Below are 20,607 nucleotides of genomic sequence, written 5' to 3' on the forward strand. Positions count from 1 at the left end.
ATGGGCGGATGGCCGCGCCGGACGGCGCAGAGGTGGGAGCGTGCAACGCACCATGCGCGGCGGTTGTTCCGCCGCGCGGCCGGACGGGCCTCGCTGTCCCCCGGGTCCGGATCAAGCGGGTCCGGGCACTGGGCCGCGCGCGAACGTCGCGACCCAGTCCGGGCGACGCTCCTGGGGCACGAGGAAGAAGTCCCAGGTCACGCAGTCGCTGACCGCGAGCCACGTGCTCGCGTCGTCGATCAGGTTCCCGGTGATGTCCGCGCAGATGTAGCCGTGGCTCTCGGCGAACCGGTAGAGCGAATCCTGCGCGTGCCCGTAGGCGGAGTAGCCGGCCCAGCCGTACTCCACGCTGACGATCGGGCGGCATCGCCGGAGGAGCTCGACCGCGCCGCTCAGGGCGTTCAGCTCCCCACCCTCGATGTCCATCTTGACGTAGGCCACCGCGGGGACGTGACCGAGCGCGGTGTCGAGCCGCTCCGTCCTGACCTTGATCGTCTTGGAGGTGATGGCCGAATTGCTGAAGTAGCGGGCGAGGAGCCCGCTCTCGCCGGGCACGCTCGCGACCGTGAAATCGGTCCGGCCCGCCGTGTCGGAGAGGGCGACGTCGTGAAGCTCCACCTCGGGACGCCGGCCGAAACGCCGCGCCAGGTCCTTCATCAGGAACGGGATCGGCTCGAAGGCGTGGACCTTGCCGGTCGGGCCGACGATCTCGACGAACGCGACGAGGTGGAGCCCGGTATGGGCGCCGACATCGACGACGACGTCCCCCGGGGCGAGGAAGCGGCTGTAGCCCTGCCGCAGGATGCGCTCGTAGTCCGGGATCTGACCGGCGTCGTGAACGGCCCTGAAGGCGTTGGCGGCGGCCACGGCAGGATGCATGCGCAAGGTCCGTTCTGCGGAGACGAGTCCTGAGGGATGGCGAAGTCGCGCCCATGGTAACCCTCGCCGCGCCGGCTCCGCCAGCGCGCTCGCGGCGGGGCGCCGACGACCGCCGGCCCGGATCGGTCTACGCGGACCGGCCCTTCTCGAACCGCTTCAGCAGGCGCTCGCGCTTCAGCCGCGACAGGCGGGCGATCCAGAACACGCCGTCGAGCTGATCGATCTCGTGCTGCAGGACCGCGGCCGGGAAACCCTCCGTCTCCTCCTCGCGGGCGGACCCGTCGAGGTCGCGGTAGCTCAGGCGGATGCGGGCCGGGCGGGTGACCCGCTCACGCACCCCCGGCATGCTGACGCTGCCCTCGTCGTGGACCGCCGTGTCGGGGGATGCCCAGGACACGACGGGGTTCACGTAGACGCGGGCGCTCTCGTCCGGCGACATCCGGACCACCACGAGGCGCGCGGGGACGCCGATATGCGGGGCGGCCAGGCCGATGGCGCTCTCGGCCATCAGCGTGTCCCGGACGTCGTCGGCGAGGGCCTGAAGGGACGGGCCGAACGCGTCGACCGGCTCGGCCGGGCGCGTCAGGCGCGGATCGGGGAACAGGACGAGCGGGCGCGCCGGCATGGTTGATCAGTCCGCGTGGGTCGGTCCACCTGCGGGGACCCGAGAGCCCGCCGCGCGCCATGCAAGCCGCGCCGCGGGGCGGATCGTCAAGACGGTTCCGCGCCGGTCCCGCTTGCGTCGCCGAGCCCCGACCCGGCCGCGACGGCGCGCGCGACGTGGCGGAGCTTGTCGGGATTGCGCGTGATGTAGATGGCGTCGATCCGGCCGTTCTCGATCGCGAGGGCCGTCGTCTGCAGGACGCCGCCGCGCTCGCGGCTGACATAGCCCGGAAGACCGTCGATCCACGCGAACCCGACCAGCGCCGCCCGGCCGTCACCCCACTTGCGCCGCACGCCCGCGTAGAGCCGGAGCAGGCGCTCCAGCCCCCGGATCGGGTTGACGAAGGCGAGCACCTTGCCGCCGCCGTCCGAGGAGAGCGTCACGCGGTCGGCGAGCAGCACCCGCAGCCGCGCGACATCGCCGCTCGCGGAGGCCTCGAAGAACGCCCGGGCGACGCGCTCGCCCTCGTCGCGGGTCACGGGATAGCGCGGGCGCGCGGCCCGGACGTTCCGGCGCGCGCGCAACCGCGCGCCCCCGCCCCTCCTGATCCTCGACGAGCCCACCAACCACCTCGACCTGGACGCGGTCGAGGCCCTCGAGGCCGGGTTGGCGGCCTATGACGGCGCGCTCCTCGTCGTCAGCCACGACGCGGCCTTCCTGGACGCGCTGGGGATCACCCGGCGCGTCGACCTCGACGATCTCGCCGGCCGGCCGCGCGCCTGAGGGCGGCGTCCGGGCCGGCGTCCGGGTCGGCGGCGGGACGGGACGTGGCCGCGAGCGCCAGGAGCAGCGGCAGCGGCGCCGCCCCGAGGAGCCGGCCGCGCCGTGCCGCCGCGACGGCGAGGCCGCGGCGGATGGGGGCGGCCGCCGCCCGTCGCCCGGCACCGCCCGCGAGCCCGGGGCAGGCCTCCGCCCTGTCCGCGCCGGGCTCCCGAAGCGCCATCGCGGGCATCAGCATCCCGTGCAGACGCGGGCGATGATCCGCTGCGCCCGGGCGTGCTCCCGCTCCACGGCGGGGGACCGGAGGTCCAGACCCGTCCGGAACGGGCGTGCGGGGATGATCGCCGCGAGGCCCGGAACGTCGGATTGCGCGAAGCGCGGGACCGGCTGGGCCCGCGCCTCGGTCGGGGCCGCCAGGACCATCAGCAGCGTCCCGATCGCGGGCGCCGCGGCGGCGCGTGTGCGGTGAAGGATCATGATCTCGTGCTCCTCGTGATGGAGCAGGCAAAGTAAAAATCCGATCTTTCACCGCGATTTCAGCGGATCGGAAAACAATGACAGCAGACATGGGGCGCGATCGACGGACGTGCGCGGGATCGTTGCCGGGACGGTCGCGGCCCGCATCGATGACGAGCGTGCGCGACGCGGCCTCCCGGGCGACCGGGAGCGACGAGGAGACGAACAGGATCGCCGTCTGGAAGCGCTCCGTGAGCTCGCGCATCAGGCGGATGACCTGCGCGGCCACGGTCAGTGATGGAGCAGGCAAAGTAAAAATCCGATCTTTCACCGCGATTTCAGCGGATCGGAAAACAATGACAGCAGACATGGGGCGCGATCGACGGACGTGCGCGGGATCGTTGCCGGGACGGTCGCGGCCGGGAGCCGGGCGCGTCGCCCGGACACGCGAACGGCACCCGGTCCGCCGGACCGGGTGCCGTGAAGGGCGCGAGCGGAGCGCCGTCCCCGCCGGGACGGCCACGGGGTCGCGGGCGGTGGGCGGTTCAGGCGGCGCTGCGCGCGCGGCCGCCGTGGCCGGACAGGATCCGCAGGATCTCGGCCTTCGCGTCGTACGTGGCGAACTCGGCGGCGAGGCGCCGCGCCTCCCGGCGATGGCCGGGGGCGTCGAGCACGGTCCGCACCGCCTGCCGGATCGCCTCCGGCGTCGGGTCGTTCGCCGCGAGGTCGATCCCGGCGCCCGACCACGCGATGCGGGCGTTCACGTCGGCCTTGTCCTCGGTGAGGCCGGCGGCGACGAGGGGGATCCCGTGGCTCAGGGCCTGGTTCACGCTCCCGTAGCCGCCATTGGTCACCATGGCGTCGACCCGGGGCAGCAGCCACTCGAAGGGCAGGTAGGGCGAGAGCCGCGCGTTGGCCGGGATCGGGCCCGGGACGGCGTCGAGCCCCCGGCCGCCGCCCGTCACCACGGTCAGGATGTCGGGCTCGTCGGCCAGCGCCCGGAGGGCGGGGCCGACGAGCAGGCCGAAATCGTGGTTCGCGACCGTGCCCTGCGTGACCAGGACGACCTTGCGGGCGCCGTCGAGGTCGGCCGCCCAGGGCGGGAGCGCCGCCTGCCCCGGGACGATCGGCAGGGCGCCGATGAAGCGCACCGTCGGCGGCCGCGGGAACGGGTACTCGAAACTCGGCACGGTGAGCTGGAGGTAGGTGTCGGCGAGCCGCACCACCGCGTCGAACAGCGGCCAGGGCGGGGCGGCCCGGCCGAGTTCCGCCAGCTTGGCGGCGAGGCTCAGCCCGACCGGCCGGTCGACCGCGGCGTCGTAGGCCTCGGCGATGCGGCCGTAGGCGGCCTCCTGCTCGGGCGTCTCGGCCGGCGGGAGGCCCAGGAAGGCCGGAGCCCGGTCGGGCCGCGCGCAGTGCAGGATCGAGGTGCCGCACAGGACGATGGCGGGGCGCTCCGCGCGCGGCCCCAGCAGCAGCGGCAGGGTGCCGAAGAACATGTCGTCGCCGATCACCACCGAGGCCGGGAAGGCCCGCAGCGCCGCGCGCAGGCCGCGCGCCTGGTCGGGGATCCGGTCGACGAAGATGCGCTCCATGGCGACGCGCAGCCAGTCCGGTCCCGGTGCGATCCGGGCCAGCTCGGGCACGACCGCGCGGAGGTCGCGGCCGTCGAAATCCGCCGCGCCCGGCAGGGCCATGAAGCGGGCGCCGGCCGCCACGACGCGGTCGCGGAAGGCCGAGCCCGAGAGGACCATGACCTCGTGTCCGTCCGCGGTCAGCATGTGGGCGATGGCGAGGAGGGGATTGAGATGGCCCGTGGCGGGCGTCGAGCAGAGGAGGACCTTCATCGTCTGTCCTTTCCGTGAGGGGCATGAGGGCGCCGGGCGATCGCGGCTTGATCGCCGGGGCGTCCGGGAGCGAGGCTGGGGGCGGCCCGTTACGGCACGGCTGCGGCGCGGGCCCGAAGCGGCTACGGCTGCAACGGGCCCGCGGGGCGCGCGGGCGCTAGGCGGCGACCCGCAGCGCGTCGATGCGGCGGATGCCGCTGTGGCCCCGGAGGACCGGCATCGCGCCGGTCAGGCGCAGGCGCGGGGCGAGGCGCAGCACGGCGCCCAGTCCCTCCTCCAGCTCGACCCGCGCCAGGGCCTCGCCGATGCACCGGTGCGCGCCGCCGCCGAAGACCGGATGGAGGCGCGGGAGGTCGGTGCGCCGGATGTCGAACGCGTCGGGACGCGCGTAGACCGTCTCGTCCCGCATCGCCGACAGCGTCGAGAGCAGCATCAGGCTTCCGGCCGGCACGACGCGCCCGTCGAGGGGGATGTCCTCCCGGGCGACCCGGCCGGCGGACCCGGCGCTCGGCTCGTAGCGGAGCGACTCCGCCACCGCGGCCGGGATCAGGTCGGGGTCGCGGCTGACCGCCGCCCACTGCTCGGGATGCTGCAGCAGCAGCGCCACCTGCATGGCGCCCGCGACCCGGGTCGTGTCGGTGCCGCCGATGATCATCTGCACGAGCTGGATCACCACCTCCTGCGGCGTGAGTTCGCCGGCCGCCTCGGTCTCCGCCAGGAAGCGCGACAGGAAGTCGGCGCGGGGCGCCGACCGGCGCGCGGCGAGGATCGCCGCCACGTAGTCCCGCAGCGCGACCGCCGCCGCCTCCAGATCCGGGATGTCCTCCGGTCCGAAGGTGAAGCTCAGCACCCGGGAGACCTCGTAGGCGAGCTGCGTGAACCGGGGGATGTCGTCGCGCGGCAGGCCGAGGATGTCGGCGATGACCTGGGCCGGGATCCGCGCGGTGTAGCGCGCGACGAGGTCGACCTCCCCCTCCCCCAGCCAGTCGCGGACGAGGCCCTCCGCGGCGACCCGGATCCGGGGCCGAAGGCCCTCGATCAGGCGCGCCGCGAAGGTGCGGGTGAAGGGCGAGCGGCGCCGGCGGTGGACCGCGCCGTTGGCCGTGAGCATGCCGTGCGCGAAGATGTCGAACAGCGCGCCCGCGGGGATCGCGCGCGATTCCGGATAGAGCGTCTCCGTCGCCTGGGCGCGGGGATCGCGCATCAGCAGATCGACGTCGCGGGCGCGGAGGATGAGGACGCCCGCGACCTCGTGGCCGACGAAGGGCAGCCGGGGCCGCCAGGCGCGGAACACGCCGTGCGGGTCGGCCTCCAGCTCCGCCACCGTCAGCGTCGGGACGGCCGTTCGTGTCAGATCTCCGGTCGCATTCATCCTTGAGGTCTCGCTGCTGTGTTGCGCGAGAACCTTCGGAAGTCCGGGCTACAGGACGATTGCAGGAGCTTGGCCGATGATTACAGCCCTAACACGCGGTGCGGCCGGTCAGGCCGGCGCGCCGGCCGCCCCCGGCCCGGCACGTGCGCCGGCTCCGAGGTCGACCGGGGCGCCGACCTGTGCGGAAGAGCACGTCCGGCGCCGCGCGTTTGGTGTGTGAAGTGTTCCGAAATCATGCCGTAACTTGACCCTTCGAGAAAGGGACCGCTTCGCAGAAGGAGAAGTCCTCATGGTTGCAGGGCGGGCGAATACGGACGACGTCTTCGAGACGCTGCTCCGACGGACGATCACGGACTTCGTGATCGGCGGTATGGACCACGGGAATTCGGACGAGGACGCGCTCATCGTCCGCCTGAGGCACTACGAGCTGCGGGCGCGCGAGGAGCAGCTGAGCTCCCAGACGCTCCAGGTCATCTCGTCGGCGCGGCGCCTGCTGGGCGACCGGACGGAGGCGGGCCGGGCGTCCTGACGCGCCCCGCCCGTCCGGCGGCGGTCCCGTGGCGTCCCGCTACCGCCCGCGGGGCCTCAGGCCCACCGCCAGGAAGCGCTCGAGCATCGCGTTGACCTGCTCGGCCACCTCGATCGTGTTGAAGTGGCCCGCCAGCAGCGTCTGGGCGGTCACGAGCTGCGGGCAGAGCTCCCGCAGCCGGTCGAGGTCGCGGGCCGCCGCCACCAGCGGCACGTCCGCCGAGATGTAGGCCATCGGGATCCGGCAGGCGCGCGCGGCCGGGACGGGATCGTGGCCCAGCACCATGTCGCGCAGCGCCCCGTAGGCGACGTGCTGCGGCGTCCGCTGGCAGCCGCCGAGGATGAACGTCTCGAAGATCGCCTTCCGCCGGGCCGGGTGATCGTGGTCGCCGCCGATCGCCCAGGCCATCTCCCGGATGACGGACCGGTAGTCCGGGCCGCCGACGCCCGCCAGCAGCCGCTCGATCTCGGCGCCGCCCGCCCTGTCCGCCGAGGGCAGGACGATCGAGTCGATCATGACGAGGCCGGCGGCGAGGTCGGGATGGCGGCCGCACAGCTCCAGCGCAACCGCGCCGCCGAAGCTGTGGCCGACGACGACCGGCTTCGCGAGGCCCAGCGTCCGGCACTGCCACGCGACGTCCTCGGCGAAGCTCTCGACCGTGTAGTCGCGCTCCGGCGCGTCGCTGGCGCCGTGGCCGCGCAGGTCGACCGCCACGACGCGGCGCGTCCTCGCGAAGTGCCGGATCTGCGGCGTGAAGATGCCGTGATCGCCGGTCCAGCCGTTGATCAGCAGCAGCGGCTGGCCCTCGGGGTTGAGCGGCCCGGCCTCGATATGGGCGAGGCGGCCGCCGTCGCGCGTCAGGTGGAGGGGCGGCCAGGGGGGTGGGTCGAAGATCATGCGGGTTCTCCGTGGGGCTGGGCGGGGGCGCGGGTCGCGGTTCGGGCGAGACCCGCGTGGGCGGCGGCGGCCGCGAGGCAGCAGCCGAGCATCACGGCGGCCATCGACAGGGCGGACCGGCCGTCGAAGAACCGGGCGACGAGGTCGCTGGCGACGGCCGCCCCGAGCATCTGCAGGGAGACCGCGACGGCGCTGGCCGCGCCCGCGTCGTCCGGGTTGCGCTCCGTCGCGCCGTGCATGGCGTTGGGCGAGACGAGGCCGAAGGCCAGGGCCACGCCGACCATCGCGGCNCGTCCCGCTCCGCCTCGGTCCGCGGCGGCGCCAGGCCGCTCGCGGCCGGCGGAATGCCGGGGATCGGGCGGATGCTGATATGCGGCGACAGGACCGCGTGCGGCAGGTCGGCCGCCTCGGCCGCCAGGGCGCAGCCGGGCAGGAGGTCCAGGCTCAGGACGGCGTCGGTCGGGAGGCGGCGGATCTCGTCGAGCGTGTCGGCCGCGTAGGCGCCCGCCGGGGCGAACATCGTCCGGCGCAGCCAGTCGGCGAGATCCGAGAAATCGGCCGGATCGGCGTCGAGGCCGGTCGGGGCCCGGCGCCACCCGACGAACGGGAAGCCCGCCGTCGCGACCTCGCCGCACATCGCCGGGTCGGCCATGACGCGCGGGCGGTGCCCCGCCCGGCGCAGCTGCCGGGCCGCCGTGAGCACGGGACTGAGATTGCCCGTGGTGCCCCACGAGATGCAGAGGACATGGAGCGGCATGATCTGGTGTCCCAAGCTGATCGCGCGCGGGCGCGAGGCTCGCCCTGGTCGAGGGCAGGTCCCGCGGCGCGGGCGCGCGAGAGGGCCGCGATCGGGCGGGCCCGGCTGGATGAATTCAGGTCAGGATGCGCTATCGACGGCTGGAAAATCGGATCTACAGTCGAGTTTTGCTGCCGATCTCGCGCAGGAAGTCGACGTAATCGGGATGGATGCTGTGGATGCACCCGCCGAACGCGAAGCTGATCACCAGCGCGTCGAGCAGCCGCCGTCCGAGGCCGCCGCCCGCCGGTCGCGCGGCCGCGACCGGAGACGAACCCGGGCCGTCGCGCTCCCGCGCGGGGCGTCCCGGCCGCCCGCCAAGGTCAGCCGGCGGCGTCCGGCAGTCGCGGCGGGACTTGCCGAAGTGTCGTCGCCGGCGCGGACGGATCTCCGGGGTCGCGGCGTCGGGCATGATCACCTCTCTATTGCGAGAGCAGGATCGTGATTTTTGCGGGTTACATCCCCGTGTCTGACCGAGATGTTTCAAGTTACGACGGTAACAGAGCGGAAGTCCGATTGTCCGATACGGTACAGGCCGGCGCGAATGCTCGCGCTGTGCTGTCACGCACAATGTGAAGCGCGCAATCTTTTAGCGGCCGTGATATCAACTCGGCCGTGTAAGGCCCGATGACCGGACGCGCCCAGATGGGCCGCCGGGGCGGGCCGGCGACGGTCGCGGAGGTCTTCCGGGTGGCGCTATCCGCCCGGCCGGATGCCTCTCCCGCCCCCGAGCCGGCACGTCGGGATCGTGCCGTCGCGGCAGGCCGCCGCGAACCGGAGGTGGCCATGATCGAATCCAGTCTGGACAGAGGGCAGGGTCGGAGCGCGCGCTCCGGCACGACCCGCATCCTCCTCGTGGAGGACGATGCGGGCATGCAGCGCATCGTCTCGGACCACTTCGCCGACCACGACGTCGCCGTGACCCCGGCGACCGACCGGGCCGAGGCGGAGAAGCGGCTCGCGGAGGCCGCGTTCGACCTCGTCGTGCTGGACCTGCGGCTCGGCTCCGAGAACGGGCTCGACCTGCTGCGCGACCTGCGGACCCGGAGCGACCTGCCGGTCATCATCACCACCGGCCATCGCCGGGACGAGATCGACCGGGTGATCGGCCTCGAACTCGGCGCCGACGATTACCTCGTGAAGCCCTACGGCCTGCGCGAGCTGCTCGCACGGGTGCGGGTCATCCTGCGGCGGTCCGAGGTGGCGCCCGCCCCGGCGCGCGTCCAGGAATCCCATCGCAGCCGCTTCGACGGCTGGGTGCTCGACCGGCGCCGCCGGCGCCTCACCAACCCCGACGGCGCCGATGTCGCGCTCAGCAAGGGCGAGTACGCCCTGCTGGTGGCCTTCCTCGACGCGCCCCAGCGCCCGCTCAGCCGCGAGCACCTCCTGCAGGCCACGCGCGTCCACGAGGACGTGTTCGACCGCAGCATCGACGTCCAGATCCTGCGGCTGCGCCGCAAGCTGGAGGTGGATCCGAGCGCGCCGCGCCTGATCGTCACCGAGCGCGGCGTCGGCTACGTCCTCAACACGACCGTCGAGAAGCTGTAGCCGTGCCCAGGTTCCGGCCCGGCCGCTGGCGCGTCGCGATCGCGACGCTCCTCGGCAGCGCCGCGGCGATCCTCGCCGCCGCCGCCCACGAGAAGCCGGCCGAGGCCGCGCTCTCCGCCGAGGCCGCGGATGCGCTGGGGGTGATCACGCCGGTGCCGAGCACCCTGGGCGCGGACCCGGATCGCGCCGCCATCGGCCGGCTGCTCTTCGGTGACACGCGGCTGTCGCGCGGGGGCGACCGGGCCTGCATCACCTGCCACGACATCCGCGCCAGCGGCGCGAGCGCGGTCCCGCGGAACCTGACCGCCGACGGCACGCCGGTCCCGCGCAACACGCCCACGGCCTTCAACGCGGCGCTCAGCTTCCGGCTGGGCTGGGCCGGCGACATCCCGAGCCTGCCCGAGCAGGCCGAGCTCGCCCTGACGCGGCCCGAGTTCCTGGGCGGGGCCTGGCCCCGGATCCTCGACACGGTCCGCGGCGACCCGGTGCTCGCCCCGATGTTCCTGGCCGCCTACGGGCGCGCGGCCGATCGGGAGGCGGTGATCGACGCGATCAACAGCTTCGAGCGCACGCTCCTCACCCCGGACAGCCGCTTCGACCTGTGGCTCCGCGGCGACGCCCGCGCCATCACCGACGCGGAGCACGCGGGCTACGACCTGTTCCGGCGGATCGGCTGCGCGTCCTGCCACCAGGGCGTCAATGTCGGCGGCAACCTGTTCGAGAAGGTCGGGATCTTCGTCACGATCCCCAACAAGGTCGCCGAGGTGCTGCGGGTGCCCAGCCTGCGCAACGTCGCGGTGACGGCGCCGTACTTCGACGACGGCGGGATCGCCACGCTCCCCGAGGCGGTGCGGCTCATGGCGCGGGCGCAGCTCGGCCGGGAGCTCACCCCGGCGCAGGTCGACGCGATCGTCGCCTTCCTCGGGACCCTGACCGGCACCTTCGAGGGCCGGCCGCTGACCGCGCCGGCGGCCCCCCTCTCGGCGCCCCTCTCGGCCCCCGCCGCGGCCGCAGACACGACCCCAGACACGACCCCAGACACGACCCCAGACACGACCCCAGACACGACCCCCGACGCGGGGCCCCGGGACGGCGCGCCGCGGCCATGAGGTTGATCCTGCAGGCCCTCGTGTCCGGCGCGCTGCTCGCGGCGCTGCTGACGTGGCTCCTGATCAACGGCAACGGCGGGATGGAGGCCGCCTACGTGGCGACCCAGCGGACCGTCGACGCCCTGGCGCTGGCCGAGTCGCGCATGCAGCACGACGTGCTGCGGGCCCGGACCGGGCTCCTGCGCAACTACGATCCGATCGTCGCCCACCTGCGCGAGATGCAGAAGGCCGTGGCCGACCTGACGGCGAGCAACGCCGGCGATGCCGACGTCCGGGCGCTGGGCGAGGCGGTGGACCGGGAGGCCGAGATGGTCGAGCGGTTCAAGACCGGCAACGCCCTCGTGCAGAACTCGATCGCCTACTTCGATTCGCTCAGCGACCGGCTGTCCGAGTCCGACATCGCCCCCGGACTGGCGCGCGCGGTGGCCGCGCTCCAGATCCGCGTCTCCGAACTCGTGCGCGACTCGACGCCCAAGCGCCTCGCCGACATCCGCACCCGTCTGGAGACGCTGCACGACACCGAGGGGGCGGCCGCCCGGGCGGGCGACGTGGACGCGATCGTCCTGCACGGGCGCCAGCTCCTGGAACTGCTGCCGCACGTCGACGCGGTCACGCGCTCGCTGCCGGCCTCGTCGAGCGAGCAGGCCCGCCAGGCGCTGCTGGACGCCCGGCGCAGCCTCCGCGACCGGCAGCAGGCCCGGGCGGACGGGTTCCGCCTCGCGCTCTACGCCGTCGCCCTCGCGCTCCTCGCGCTGGTGGTCCGCGCGGGCGTGCTGATGCGGGCCGGCACCCGGATCCTGCGCCGGACCGTGGCCTTCCAGACCGTCGTGGCGCAGGCGGCCAACCGGTTCCTGGCGAGCCAGCCCGACGAGACCGCCACGCGCATCGTGGACGTCCTCGCCATGGTGGGCGCGGGTCTCGACACGGACCACGGCTACGTCCTCATGCTCGACGGCACCGGCGCCGTGCACCTCTGGAACCGGTCCGGCCTCGCGCCGCCGAGCGGCTGGCCGGCGGCGCAGCAGGCCCTCGTCCACGACGTCGCGGCCGCCGCCAGCGACCTCATCTTCGTCGAGGTGGCGGACGAGACCGGGCCGCCGGCGCTGCGCCGGTCCCTGGCCGAGCGCGGCGTCGTGTCGTGGGCCTGCGCGCGGCTGCGCCGGGGCGAGCGCATCGTCGGCCTGCTGTGCTTCGAGCGCACGACCTCCGGCCTGCCGCCGTGGCTGCGGCACTCGCGCGGCCTGCTGCAGGTCGTCGCCGACAGCTTCGCCGCCGCCCTGGAGCGGCAGCATGTCTGGGCCGAGCGCCGGGAGATCGAGGCGGCCCTGCGCCGGGCGCAGCGGCTCGAGGCGATCGGCACCTTCGCGAGCGGGGTCGCCCACAACATCAACAACGTGCTCAACGTCATGCTGGGCCACGCCGAGATCGCCGGGGACGCCCTGCCGGCCCATCCCGGGCGGGCGGCCGAGCATCTCGGGCTGCTGGTCCAGGCCGGCGGCCGCGCCCGCGAGATCGCCGGTCAGATCCTCGATTTCGGCCGTCGCGGGCGGTCCGCGCAGTGCACCAGCGCGGCGGACGCGGTGGTGCACGAGACCGTGGCGCAGATCCGCGCCTCCACGGCCGGCCCGGCGTCCATCCGGCTCGCGGGCACCGCGGAGGGCGCCCGCGTCGGCGGCGAGCCGGCGCAGCTCCAGCAGGTGGTCCACAACCTGATCCGCAACGCCGTCCAGGCCTCCGCGCCCGGCGAGGCCGTCGACGTGCGGCTCGACCGCGTCGCCCTGCCGCGTCCCGCCGCCCTGAGCCACGGCAGCCTGCGGCCCGGCGCCTACGTCCGGATCCGCGTGTCCGACGCCGGCCGCGGCATGGACGAGGCCACGCTCGCGCGGATCTTCGAGCCGTTCTTCACCACCCGCCCGGCCGGGACCGGGCTGGGGCTCGCCACGGCCTACGAGTTCGTCCAGGAGCACGACGGCGCCTTCGACGTGCGCAGCGCGCCGGATCAGGGCAGCACCTTCGCGGTGTGGCTGCCCGTGATCCCGCGGGCCGAGGGCGGCGCGGCGGCCGGTGGGACCGTCATGCTGGTCGGGCGCACGCGCCGGTCGGTCCAGGACGACGAGGAGACGCTGGCGGCCCTGGGCTACGAGCCGGTCGGCTACGCGGATCCCGAGGCGGCCCTGACCGTCCTGCGGCGGGAGCCGGGACGGTTCGATCTGCTGATCGTCGAGAATCGCCTCGCCGACCTCTCGGGCATCGCCTTCGCGCACCGGGCCGCGCGGATCTCCGGGCGGCCGATCGTGCTCTCGCTGTCGGCGACCGACGCGGTGCAGCCGGAACTCCTCGCGGCGGTCCCCGTCGCCGACATCCTCCGGCGGCCGTGGCGCTCGAACGCCCTGGCGCTGACGCTGCGGCGCCATCTCGCCCCCGCCGACCCGGCGCGCCGCCCGGCCGCCGTCTCCTGAGGGGCCGGCGGCATCAGGATCCTGCGAGCCGGCCGCGCGGGCGCCATCCTGGCTTTGACAAGCTCGGCGTCTCGTGGGACCGGTCTGGCATGCCGGGCGACCAGATGCGCGATGCCGCCCCGACGATCGAACGGGCCGGGTGGATGTTCGCCGAGACCCCGTCGTTCGATGCCTCGCTGGCGCGCGCCGCAACGCGGCCGGCCCCCCGGCCGATCGGGCGGGGCCGGCATCCGACCCCGTCGCCCGAGGATCCCCCGATGCCCTTCGAAGCCGCGTCCGGACGCCATGCACGGGAGATCTGACGCCCCGATCCGCGCCCCGGCCTTCCTCGCCGATGGCGGCGCGATGGGCGTGCTCCTGCACGCGCACGACTGGGACAGCACGCCCCTCGGAGCGCCGTTCGCCTGGCCCGAATCCCTGACGACCCTCGTCGGGGTCATGGTCGGCGCGAACCAGCCGATGTTCATCCTCTGGGGCCCGGAGCGGCGGCTCCTGTACAACGATCGCTACGCGCGGATCCTCGGCGACCGGCATCCCGCCGCCCTCGGCCGTGACTACCTCGCGGTCTGGGACGCGATCGGAGCCGGCCTCTCGCCTCTGGTGGACAGGGCCTATGCCGGGCGGCCGGTCCACACGGCGGAGGGCGAGCACGTCCTCCACGGAGGCGACGGCGCCGACGCGGCGCGCCTGTCCCTCTCGCTGGTGCCCGTCCGGGACACGGCCGGGACCGTCGCCGGCCTCGTCGGGACCTGCACGGCGCTCCCCGGCCCGGGGCCCGCCGCGTGCCGCCCGGGCGAGACGGAGGCGTCGCGCCGGGACGACGAGGAGCGGCAATCCTTCCTGCTCGATCTCAGCGACAGGCTGCGCCCGCTGACCGCGCCGGCGGAGATCGTCGAGGTGGCTTCCCGGCGCCTCGGCGAGCGCGTCGGCGCGAGCCGCGTCTTCTACGCCGAGATCTGCGGCAGCCTGATGAAGGTCGAGCGGGAATACGTCCGGGGCGTCGGCTCGATCGTGGGGGAGCATTCCCTGGCGGCGTTCGGCCCGGACCTGCTGGCCGCCTACCGCGACGGGACCGTGGTCGCGGTCGAGGACGTGGCGGCGGATCCCCGGTTCAGCGACGCGGCGCGCGCCGGCCTCGGGTCCCGCGAGGTGGCGGCCTTCGTCGACGTCGTGCTGTTCCGCGGCGCGGAATGGGTGAGCCTGCTGGCGGTGCAGAGCGCGGTGCCGCGCGCCTGGAGCACCGCCGAGGGCAACCTGATCCGCGAGGTCGGCGAGCGCGTGAAGGCGGCGATCGAGCGCGCCCGCGCCGAGGCGGCCCTGCGCAAGAGCGAGGAGCACCTGGCGGCGATCTTCGCCGGCGCCTCGGTCGGCCTGTCCGAGGTGGATGCCGCGGGGCGCTTCCTGCGGGTGAACACCGAACTGTGCCGCATCCTCGGACGCCCGGCCGAGGCGCTGCTGCGGCTCGGCATCGCCGACGTCACCGATCCCGCGGACCGGTCGCCGAGCGCGGCCGCCCTGGCGCAGGCCCTCGGGACCGACCGCAGCGTCGCCCTCGACAAGCGGTATCTCCGTCCGGACGGCAGCGCGATCTGGGCCAGCAGCAGCATCCGGCGCCTCGACGACGCCGACGGCAGGCTCAAGAGCCTCCTGATCGTCACGGTCGACCTGAGCCGGCGCAAGGAGGCCGAGCAGCGCCTGGCCGAGAGCGAGCGCCGCCTCCAGGACCTGAACGAGACCCTGGAGCTGCAGGTCTCCGAGCGCACCGCGGAGCGCAATCTCTTCGCCACGATCGTCGAGAGAACCGACATCATGGTGATGGCGGCCGATCTCGACTACAACATCCTGGCGATCAACAAGGCCAATGCGGACGAGTTCGCGCGCATCTACGGCGTGACGCCGCGGGTGGGCGACAACATGATCGACCTGCTGGCCGACCAGCCGGAGCACCAGGCGCAGGTGCGGGCGGCATGGGGGCGCGGGCTCGCCGGCGAGGAGTTCACCCTGGTCGAGGCGTTCGGCGACGCGGAGCGGGCGCGCCCCTCCTACGAGATCAGCTTCCGCACCCTGCGCGACGCGCGGGGCGAGCGCACGGGCTGCTACCAGTTCGTCGTGGACGTCACCGAGCGGCTGCGCGACCAGGCCGAGCTGGCCCAGGCGCAGGAGGCGCTGCGCCAGTCCCAGAAGCTGGAGGCGGTCGGCCAGCTCACCGGCGGCGTCGCCCACGACTTCAACAACCTGCTGACCATCATCCGCTCGTCCGTCGACTTCCTGCGGCGGCCCGACCTGCCGGAGATCCGCAAGCGCCGCTACCTCGACGCGGTCTCCGAGACCGTGGAGCGGGCCGCGAAGCTGACGGGCCAGCTGCTGGCCTTCGCCCGCCGGCAGGCCCTCAAGCCCGAGGTGTTCGACGTCGGCCAGAGGGTGCGGGCGATCGCCGACATGCTCGACACGCTGACCGGCGCGCGGGTGCAGGTCGTGACCGAGGTGCCGGAGGCGACCTGCCTGGTCCGGGCGGATGTGAGCCAGTTCGAGACCGCGCTCGTCAACATGGCGGTCAACGCCCGCGACGCCATGGACGGGGAAGGCACGCTGATCCTGCGCGTGACCTGCGGCGCGGCCCTGCCGGCCATCCGCGGCCATGCCGGCTCGCGGAGGCCCTTCGCGGCCGTGTCGCTGATCGACACCGGCACGGGCATCCCGCTCGAGCAGATCGGGCGGATCTTCGAGCCGTTCTTCACCACCAAGGCGGTGGGCAAGGGCACCGGCCTCGGCCTGTCCCAGGTCTTCGGCTTCGCCAAGCAGTCGGGCGGCGACGTCGACGTGCGCAGCACCCTCGGTGCGGGCACCGCGTTCACGCTCTACCTGCCGGAGGTGCGGTCCGAGGAGCGGCCCGCCGGTGACCGCCTGCAGGATGCGGACCTCGCACCGCTCGGGAGCGGGCAGCGCGTCCTGGTCGTGGAGGACAATGTCGGCGTCGGCCAGTTCGCGACGCAGATCCTGGAGGATCTGGGCTACCGGCCGACCTTGGCGTCCACCGCCGAGGACGCGCTGGAGGAGCTCGGCCGGGCGGGGAACCGGTTCGACCTGGTCTTCTCGGACGTGGTGATGCCCGGCATGGGCGGCGTCGCGCTCGCGCAGGAGCTCCGGAGGCGCGCGCCGCAGGTGCCCGTGGTGCTGACCTCCGGCTACAGCCACGTGCTCGCGCAGTCGGACACCCACGACTTCACGTTGCTGCACAAGCCGTACTCGGCCGAGCAGCTCAGCCGCATCCTGCATCAGGCCCTGGGCCTGCGCCGGAAGGCCGGCGCGCTCGCCGATCCGTCCTGAAGCCGGGCTCCCGCCTCGGGATCCCGGACCCCGGCCCGGGACCGGGGCGGTTCGCCGCCGCCCCCAGCCCGCCTCCCCTCATCCCGCCCTGGCCCACGCCACCGCGTCGGCGCCGGCGGCCAGGCGCATTGGGCACGACGGGTCCGTCGCCGCGCGCCACACCGCCTCCGCCACGTCCGAGGGCCGGGTCAGGGCCTCGCCCGGCTGCTGGAAGCCGGCGAAGACCTGCGCGGCCACCGCCGCGTAGGCCTCGGGGATGTCCAGGCCCATGCGCGCGCGCGCGTTGGCGCCGAACGCGGTCTCCGGGGCGCGGCCGGGAATGACCAGCCGGGCGCGGATGCCGAACGGTTCGAGCTCCAGCGCCAGGGACTCGGTGAAGGCGTTCACCGCCGCCTTGCTCGCCGTGTAGACCGACAGCAGATGCAGCGGGCGCTGCGTCACGCTCGACGTGACGTTGACGACGACGCCCGAACGGCGCGCCCGGAAGTGCGGCAGCACGGCCCGGGTCATCGCGATGGTGCCGAGGGTGTTCGTCTCGAACACCTCGCGCGCGGCCTCGATCGGGACGCCCTCCAGCGCGTTCAGGAGCCCGACGCCGGCGTTGTTGACCAGGACGTCGACCGCTCCGGCCGCCGCGACCGCGCGGGCGATGCTGTCGCGATCGGTCACGTCCAGCGGCAGCAGGTCGAGACGGTCGGACGGCGGCAGCAGGTCGCTCCGCGGCCTGCGCATCGTGGCGACCACGCGCCAGCCCCGCGCGAGGAACGTGCGGGCCGTCTCCAGGCCGAAGCCGGACGAGCAGCCGGTGATCAGGATCGTGTTCATGGGAACTCCCGTGCGGAAGGGGCAGCGGGGTGATAGGGAGCTCGGGCCGGACCCGATACGTGCGCAAGTCCGGTTCGCATTGGCGAGCGTCCGAGAATGCCCGATCCGCTCACCCAGGTGGTCGGCCTGCTCCGGCCGAGTGCCCCGCTGTCCAAGCTCGTCACCGGATCCGGTCCCTGGACGGTGCGGCGCTCAGATTCCGGGCGCCCGTTCTACGCCGCCGTGCTCGAGGGCGGGTGCCGTCTCGCGGTCGACGGCGAGGCCGGGATCGTGCTCCGGGAGGGCGACTTCGTCCTCATCCCTGCGGCACGCGCGTTCACCACCACCAGCCTCGAGCCGCCGCGGGGTGCCGCGCTGTCTCCCGTCGAGGTGAGCCCCGGCGTGGTCCGACTCGGCGACGCCGAGGGACCGTCGAATGTCCGGATGCTCGTGGGTCACTGCCTCTTCGCGTCGAGCGACGCGGACCTGCTCGTGTCGCTGCTGCCCCGGTACGTGCACGTTCGCGGGGCGGCGCGGCTGACCACCCTGCTCGACCTCGTGAACGAGGAGACGCGCGCCGACAGGCCGGGCCGCGACGTGGTCCTGGCCCGCCTGGTGGAGGTCGTGCTGATCGAGGCGCTGCGCGCCACGGCCGGGCCGGCGGCGCCGTCGGGATTGCTGCGCGGCCTCGCGGACGACCGGCTCGCCGCCGCGCTGCGGCTCATGCACGATCGACCCGCGGAGAGCTGGACGGTGGCCGCGCTCGCGCGGGAGGCGGGTCTCTCCCGGTCCACGTTCTTCGAGCGCTTCCGCCGCGCGGTCGGGGTCGCGCCGATGGCGTACCTGCTGGCGTGGCGGATGGCGCTGGCGAAGGATCTGCTGAGCCGCGAGGCGGTCGGGATGGCCGAGGTGGCCGAGCGGGTCGGCTACAGCTCGGCGAGCACGTTCAGCGTCGCCTTCGCCCGGCACGTCGGTCGGCCGCCGATCCGGTACGCCCGCGAGCGGCCGGTGCCGTGATCCGGGCGGCCCTGAGTTGCGTCTGACAGCCCCGCCCCGCCGATCGCGGGCCAGCGCACGCCGGGGAGAGGCGCCGGCCGCCCCTGCTGCGCGAGCCTGACCGAACGCGTGTCCCGGTCGCCCGGCACGGAAGCGGGCGCGCGGCCGGATTGGCCGGCTCGTCTCAACGTCCCGCGGGCGCTGGCGGGACGCGCGGATTGACGCGGCCGGGACGCGATGGCGGTTGCGGCGGTGGCGTGTCGCGTCCGGACCGTCCGGTGGTCCGCCTCCGCGACGATCCCGCCCGGCCCGCGTTCGCCGACCACCGCCTGCGGGCGGGAACACCGCGTCGTTGACGGATCGATGACGCGGAGGGGCGTCAGATCGCGCTCGGCCTGCCGACCTTTTCGACCTGGTCCCCGTGGTCGACGATGGCCACCGTCTGCGCCTCGGCCGCGGTCTGGCGGGGGCAGGTCGGGTCGTGCGCCCATCCCGTCCGCGCCGCATGCGCCAGCAGGGTCGCTGTCGGGGCCATGGACCGCTCTCAGCCCGAGATGAACAGCATCATCATGCGAGCCGCCGCTGCGATCTGCTCGACGGAGGCTTCCGGCATGTCGGCAACCGCCTTCTCGACGATGCTCCGGGCGATGCCCTCGTACAGGCCGACGCCCAGCGCGAACGTGCTCAGGCGAGCCAGCACGCTGTCGGTGATCGTCTTCCGCTTCTGATCGGGCACGTCGCTCATGTCGGTCTCGGAAAGCCCATGATGACGGCGGCCTTCACCATCGTGCGGCGAAGGCCGGGTGTCGTCGCTTCATCGGCGAGCAGCTTCTTCGCCTGCGGGTGCATCTCGATAGCCTCGGCGACGTCGATGGTGTCACCCGACGTGAAGGCGAACGGCTTCACAGCCTTGTCCTTCACAGAGGCGGCCGTGGCCGCCCCGACCTCCTCGTCCGTCACCTCGGCCTTTCGGCGGAGGTCGCCGACGCTCGGGATCTCTTTCGCCATTCGGGACTGTGCCGGCTCTTGTGCCGCGGAAAAACACCTTCCGTTCCGGTGAGTCCTTATGGTCCCGGTCCCGAAGGTCCTGCATTCCAAGCGAAATTTGGCTGGGGCGCCAGGACACTAACCCTGTCGCCGGCCGTCAGGAAAAGCTAATCGCCTCAGGTATTTGTCTCGGCCAGAGCCAGGGGCTGTGTAGCAGGATTGTGGAGCGGGCGGCAACCTCCCTCGCGAAGCTTCAATGAACTGTTGGGTCGAAGCGCAGCGAGGTAGTCGGCGGCGCGCGACGCCTGCGAAGCGGCGTGGCTGAGCGTGCGTGGGTGGGCGCCCAGGAGCGGTACCCATGAAGCGCAGTAGGCAGAGTGGTTCGGATAGGGCGTGCGTGCGATACGCAGATTTGCCAGCACGAAGTTGGCACCGAGCTCGACCACGAGTTCTTCGACTGCGTAGACCTGGGCGCAGAACCGGCCGGCGAGGTTGCGGGCGAGCTGGTGGCGCGCCGGTCCAATGCACGAGCTCGTACGCGAGCGTGCCAGCATTGCTCGCGGGGTTACGGAAGGCGGTGCCGGGCGGCACGTGGATCGCGTCGGTGGCCGGGACGTAGCATGCACGGACGCCGCCGTGGCGGATCGTAGCGCCGCTGGCCGTGACGAATGCGTCGAAGGTAAGCATCGGGTCCGGCGCTGCGCGGGGCTGAAACGCGTCAGCGTGCGGCAGGGCGGCATCACCTTGGGCGGCATTGAAGACGTGGACGGCGCAGGCGACGAAGGGCGCGCCATCGCTGGGGTCTGCATCGGCCCCGCGGGGTGGCTCCTTGTAGAACAGCACGATGGTGGCGCGCGCGGCCCGACAAACCTGTGCGCCTAGCGCAGCCCACTGTCGGTAGGTGGCCCAGCGCGCATCGCCGAAGTCATTACCCTGCGCCGCGCACCATAGGGCGAGAACGTTGATGCCGCGGTAGCGCCGGCCGGTGCCGGCGTTGTAGGGTCTCTGAGCATGTTGGAAGGTCTCTATGCCCGCTCGTCCGTGGGCGATGATAGGGCTTCCCTGAGCGCGACGACGTCCGCACGAAGAAAATTGCGTGCGATATGCATTGCACCCGTTGCCAGATAAGCTTCGGCTCTCTAGCTTTACCTCCGCTGTTCATGACGTCTGGGAACCCCGTTCCCAGACCTCAAGCTTGAGAGAGGAGCCTCGCCAGT

At 73.5% G+C, this 20,607-nt stretch carries 19 protein-coding genes and 3 pseudogenes; 8 read left to right on the forward strand and 14 right to left on the reverse strand.

Going from position 1 to position 20,607, the window contains the following annotated elements; genetic code table 11:
- Nucleotides 1–111: 111 nt before the first annotated feature.
- From MMR14E_RS12445 to MMR14E_RS12455, 3 genes and pseudogenes are all read right to left on the reverse strand, one after another.
- The gene (locus MMR14E_RS12445) at nucleotides 112–879 is read right to left on the reverse strand and encodes an FkbM family methyltransferase (RefSeq protein ID WP_331314641.1); all 768 of its coding nucleotides are present in this window, start codon (nucleotides 877–879) and stop codon (nucleotides 112–114) included.
- Between the two features lie 127 nt (nucleotides 880–1,006).
- A complete protein-coding gene (locus MMR14E_RS12450; RefSeq protein ID WP_331314643.1) occupies nucleotides 1,007–1,504 on the reverse strand; it encodes a peptide deformylase in 498 nt (165 codons plus the stop codon).
- Nucleotides 1,505–1,590: 86 nt separating this feature from the next.
- A pseudogene (locus MMR14E_RS12455) lies at nucleotides 1,591–2,064 on the reverse strand (RNA polymerase sigma factor SigJ); the annotation flags it as partial.
- A gap of 7 nt (nucleotides 2,065–2,071) precedes the next feature.
- On the opposite strand from MMR14E_RS12455, the pseudogene MMR14E_RS12460 reads away from it, so the two are divergent.
- Nucleotides 2,072–2,266 (forward strand): annotated as a pseudogene (locus MMR14E_RS12460) (ABC transporter ATP-binding protein); the annotation flags it as partial.
- Between the two features lie 228 nt (nucleotides 2,267–2,494).
- On the opposite strand, the gene MMR14E_RS12465 reads toward MMR14E_RS12460, so the two are convergent.
- From MMR14E_RS12465 to MMR14E_RS12475, 3 genes are all read right to left on the reverse strand, one after another.
- On the reverse strand, nucleotides 2,495–2,740 hold the full coding sequence (locus tag MMR14E_RS12465; RefSeq protein WP_331314644.1) for a hypothetical protein: 246 nt from the start codon (nucleotides 2,738–2,740) through the stop codon (nucleotides 2,495–2,497).
- A 524-nt stretch (nucleotides 2,741–3,264) separates the two neighbouring features.
- On the reverse strand, nucleotides 3,265–4,566 hold the full coding sequence (locus tag MMR14E_RS12470; RefSeq protein ID WP_331314646.1) for a glycosyltransferase: 1,302 nt from the start codon (nucleotides 4,564–4,566) through the stop codon (nucleotides 3,265–3,267).
- Nucleotides 4,567–4,723: 157 nt separating this feature from the next.
- On the reverse strand, nucleotides 4,724–5,938 hold the full coding sequence (locus tag MMR14E_RS12475; RefSeq protein WP_331314648.1) for a cytochrome P450: 1,215 nt from the start codon (nucleotides 5,936–5,938) through the stop codon (nucleotides 4,724–4,726).
- Between the two features lie 289 nt (nucleotides 5,939–6,227).
- On the opposite strand from MMR14E_RS12475, the gene MMR14E_RS12480 reads away from it, so the two are divergent.
- Nucleotides 6,228–6,467: a hypothetical protein gene (locus MMR14E_RS12480; RefSeq protein WP_331314650.1), complete on the forward strand. Its 240-nt coding sequence runs from the start codon at nucleotides 6,228–6,230 to the stop codon at nucleotides 6,465–6,467.
- A 39-nt stretch (nucleotides 6,468–6,506) separates the two neighbouring features.
- On the opposite strand, the gene MMR14E_RS12485 is transcribed toward MMR14E_RS12480, so the two are convergent.
- The 3 genes from MMR14E_RS12485 to MMR14E_RS12495 all read right to left on the reverse strand — a co-directional run bounded on the left by MMR14E_RS12485 (nucleotide 6,507) and on the right by MMR14E_RS12495 (nucleotide 8,572).
- Nucleotides 6,507–7,364, reverse strand: a complete 858-nt coding sequence (locus MMR14E_RS12485; RefSeq protein WP_331314652.1) for an alpha/beta hydrolase — start codon at nucleotides 7,362–7,364, stop codon at nucleotides 6,507–6,509.
- On the reverse strand, nucleotides 7,361–7,648 hold the full coding sequence (locus MMR14E_RS12490) for a hypothetical protein (protein WP_331314654.1): 288 nt from the start codon (nucleotides 7,646–7,648) through the stop codon (nucleotides 7,361–7,363). Before MMR14E_RS12490 ends, MMR14E_RS12485 begins: the two co-directional genes overlap by 4 nt.
- 627 nt (nucleotides 7,649–8,275) lie before the next feature.
- Complete coding sequence (locus tag MMR14E_RS12495; RefSeq protein WP_331314656.1) at nucleotides 8,276–8,572, reverse strand: hypothetical protein; 297 nt, start codon at nucleotides 8,570–8,572, stop codon at nucleotides 8,276–8,278.
- Between the two features lie 374 nt (nucleotides 8,573–8,946).
- Between MMR14E_RS12495 and MMR14E_RS12500 the strand changes: the two genes are divergently transcribed.
- From MMR14E_RS12500 to MMR14E_RS12520, 5 genes are all read left to right on the forward strand, one after another.
- Nucleotides 8,947–9,708 (forward strand): response regulator, encoded by a 762-nt coding sequence (locus tag MMR14E_RS12500; protein WP_331314658.1) that lies wholly within the window; start codon nucleotides 8,947–8,949, stop codon nucleotides 9,706–9,708.
- A 2-nt stretch (nucleotides 9,709–9,710) separates the two neighbouring features.
- Nucleotides 9,711–10,817, forward strand: a complete 1,107-nt coding sequence (locus MMR14E_RS12505; RefSeq protein WP_331314660.1) for a cytochrome-c peroxidase — start codon at nucleotides 9,711–9,713, stop codon at nucleotides 10,815–10,817.
- Entirely contained in the window at nucleotides 10,814–13,276 is a 2,463-nt protein-coding gene (locus MMR14E_RS12510) for a two-component system VirA-like sensor kinase (RefSeq protein WP_331314662.1), read from the forward strand. The genes MMR14E_RS12505 and MMR14E_RS12510 overlap by 4 nt, the downstream gene beginning before the upstream one ends.
- A gap of 89 nt (nucleotides 13,277–13,365) precedes the next feature.
- Nucleotides 13,366–13,578, forward strand: a complete 213-nt coding sequence (locus MMR14E_RS12515) for a hypothetical protein (protein ID WP_331314664.1) — start codon at nucleotides 13,366–13,368, stop codon at nucleotides 13,576–13,578.
- A complete protein-coding gene (locus tag MMR14E_RS12520; protein ID WP_331314665.1) occupies nucleotides 13,562–16,603 on the forward strand; it encodes a PAS domain-containing protein in 3,042 nt (1,013 codons plus the stop codon). Before MMR14E_RS12515 ends, MMR14E_RS12520 begins: the two co-directional genes overlap by 17 nt.
- A 78-nt stretch (nucleotides 16,604–16,681) precedes the next feature.
- Here MMR14E_RS12520 and MMR14E_RS12525 read toward each other — a convergent pair whose 3' ends face one another.
- Complete coding sequence (locus tag MMR14E_RS12525; protein WP_331314667.1) at nucleotides 16,682–17,428, reverse strand: SDR family NAD(P)-dependent oxidoreductase; 747 nt, start codon at nucleotides 17,426–17,428, stop codon at nucleotides 16,682–16,684.
- A 96-nt stretch (nucleotides 17,429–17,524) separates the two neighbouring features.
- Between MMR14E_RS12525 and MMR14E_RS12530 the strand changes: the two genes are divergently transcribed.
- On the forward strand, nucleotides 17,525–18,424 hold the full coding sequence (locus MMR14E_RS12530; protein WP_331314669.1) for an AraC family transcriptional regulator: 900 nt from the start codon (nucleotides 17,525–17,527) through the stop codon (nucleotides 18,422–18,424).
- A gap of 358 nt (nucleotides 18,425–18,782) precedes the next feature.
- On the opposite strand, the gene MMR14E_RS12535 is transcribed toward MMR14E_RS12530, so the two are convergent.
- The 4 genes and pseudogenes from MMR14E_RS12535 to MMR14E_RS29245 all read right to left on the reverse strand — a co-directional run bounded on the left by MMR14E_RS12535 (nucleotide 18,783) and on the right by MMR14E_RS29245 (nucleotide 20,443).
- On the reverse strand, nucleotides 18,783–18,938 hold the full coding sequence (locus MMR14E_RS12535; protein ID WP_331314671.1) for a hypothetical protein: 156 nt from the start codon (nucleotides 18,936–18,938) through the stop codon (nucleotides 18,783–18,785).
- Nucleotides 18,939–18,947: 9 nt separating this feature from the next.
- Nucleotides 18,948–19,148 (reverse strand): hypothetical protein, encoded by a 201-nt coding sequence (locus tag MMR14E_RS12540; RefSeq protein ID WP_331314673.1) that lies wholly within the window; start codon nucleotides 19,146–19,148, stop codon nucleotides 18,948–18,950.
- Nucleotides 19,145–19,411: a hypothetical protein gene (locus MMR14E_RS12545; RefSeq protein ID WP_331314675.1), complete on the reverse strand. Its 267-nt coding sequence runs from the start codon at nucleotides 19,409–19,411 to the stop codon at nucleotides 19,145–19,147. Before MMR14E_RS12545 ends, MMR14E_RS12540 begins: the two co-directional genes overlap by 4 nt.
- A 155-nt stretch (nucleotides 19,412–19,566) precedes the next feature.
- A pseudogene (locus tag MMR14E_RS29245) lies at nucleotides 19,567–20,443 on the reverse strand (ArdC family protein).
- Nucleotides 20,444–20,607 lie beyond the last annotated feature (164 nt).

Source organism: Methylobacterium mesophilicum (assembly GCF_036441335.1).
Lineage (GTDB): Bacteria > Pseudomonadota > Alphaproteobacteria > Rhizobiales > Beijerinckiaceae > Methylobacterium > Methylobacterium mesophilicum_B.

Bases quoted from the DNA above. Each gene is read 5' to 3' on its own strand.
- MMR14E_RS12525 (WP_331314667.1), bottom strand. From the start codon at position 17,428: ATGAACACGATCCTGATCACCGGCTGCTCGTCCGGCTTCGGCCTGGAG.
- MMR14E_RS12445 (WP_331314641.1), bottom strand. From the start codon at position 879: ATGCATCCTGCCGTGGCCGCCGCCAACGCCTTCAGGGCCGTTCACGAC.
- MMR14E_RS12500 (WP_331314658.1), top strand. From the start codon at position 8,947: ATGATCGAATCCAGTCTGGACAGAGGGCAGGGTCGGAGCGCGCGCTCC.
- MMR14E_RS12510 (WP_331314662.1), top strand. From the start codon at position 10,814: ATGAGGTTGATCCTGCAGGCCCTCGTGTCCGGCGCGCTGCTCGCGGCG.
- MMR14E_RS12520 (WP_331314665.1), top strand. From the start codon at position 13,562: ATGCACGGGAGATCTGACGCCCCGATCCGCGCCCCGGCCTTCCTCGCC.
- MMR14E_RS12470 (WP_331314646.1), bottom strand. From the start codon at position 4,566: ATGAAGGTCCTCCTCTGCTCGACGCCCGCCACGGGCCATCTCAATCCC.
- MMR14E_RS12495 (WP_331314656.1), bottom strand. From the start codon at position 8,572: ATGCCCGACGCCGCGACCCCGGAGATCCGTCCGCGCCGGCGACGACAC.
- MMR14E_RS12490 (WP_331314654.1), bottom strand. From the start codon at position 7,648: ATGGTCGGCGTGGCCCTGGCCTTCGGCCTCGTCTCGCCCAACGCCATG.
- MMR14E_RS12530 (WP_331314669.1), top strand. From the start codon at position 17,525: ATGCCCGATCCGCTCACCCAGGTGGTCGGCCTGCTCCGGCCGAGTGCC.
- MMR14E_RS12480 (WP_331314650.1), top strand. From the start codon at position 6,228: ATGGTTGCAGGGCGGGCGAATACGGACGACGTCTTCGAGACGCTGCTC.
- MMR14E_RS12450 (WP_331314643.1), bottom strand. From the start codon at position 1,504: ATGCCGGCGCGCCCGCTCGTCCTGTTCCCCGATCCGCGCCTGACGCGC.
- MMR14E_RS12515 (WP_331314664.1), top strand. From the start codon at position 13,366: ATGCCGGGCGACCAGATGCGCGATGCCGCCCCGACGATCGAACGGGCC.
- MMR14E_RS12485 (WP_331314652.1), bottom strand. From the start codon at position 7,364: ATGATCTTCGACCCACCCCCCTGGCCGCCCCTCCACCTGACGCGCGAC.
- MMR14E_RS12545 (WP_331314675.1), bottom strand. From the start codon at position 19,411: ATGGCGAAAGAGATCCCGAGCGTCGGCGACCTCCGCCGAAAGGCCGAG.
- MMR14E_RS12465 (WP_331314644.1), bottom strand. From the start codon at position 2,740: ATGATCCTTCACCGCACACGCGCCGCCGCGGCGCCCGCGATCGGGACG.
- MMR14E_RS12475 (WP_331314648.1), bottom strand. From the start codon at position 5,938: ATGAATGCGACCGGAGATCTGACACGAACGGCCGTCCCGACGCTGACG.
- MMR14E_RS12540 (WP_331314673.1), bottom strand. From the start codon at position 19,148: ATGAGCGACGTGCCCGATCAGAAGCGGAAGACGATCACCGACAGCGTG.
- MMR14E_RS12535 (WP_331314671.1), bottom strand. From the start codon at position 18,938: ATGGCCCCGACAGCGACCCTGCTGGCGCATGCGGCGCGGACGGGATGG.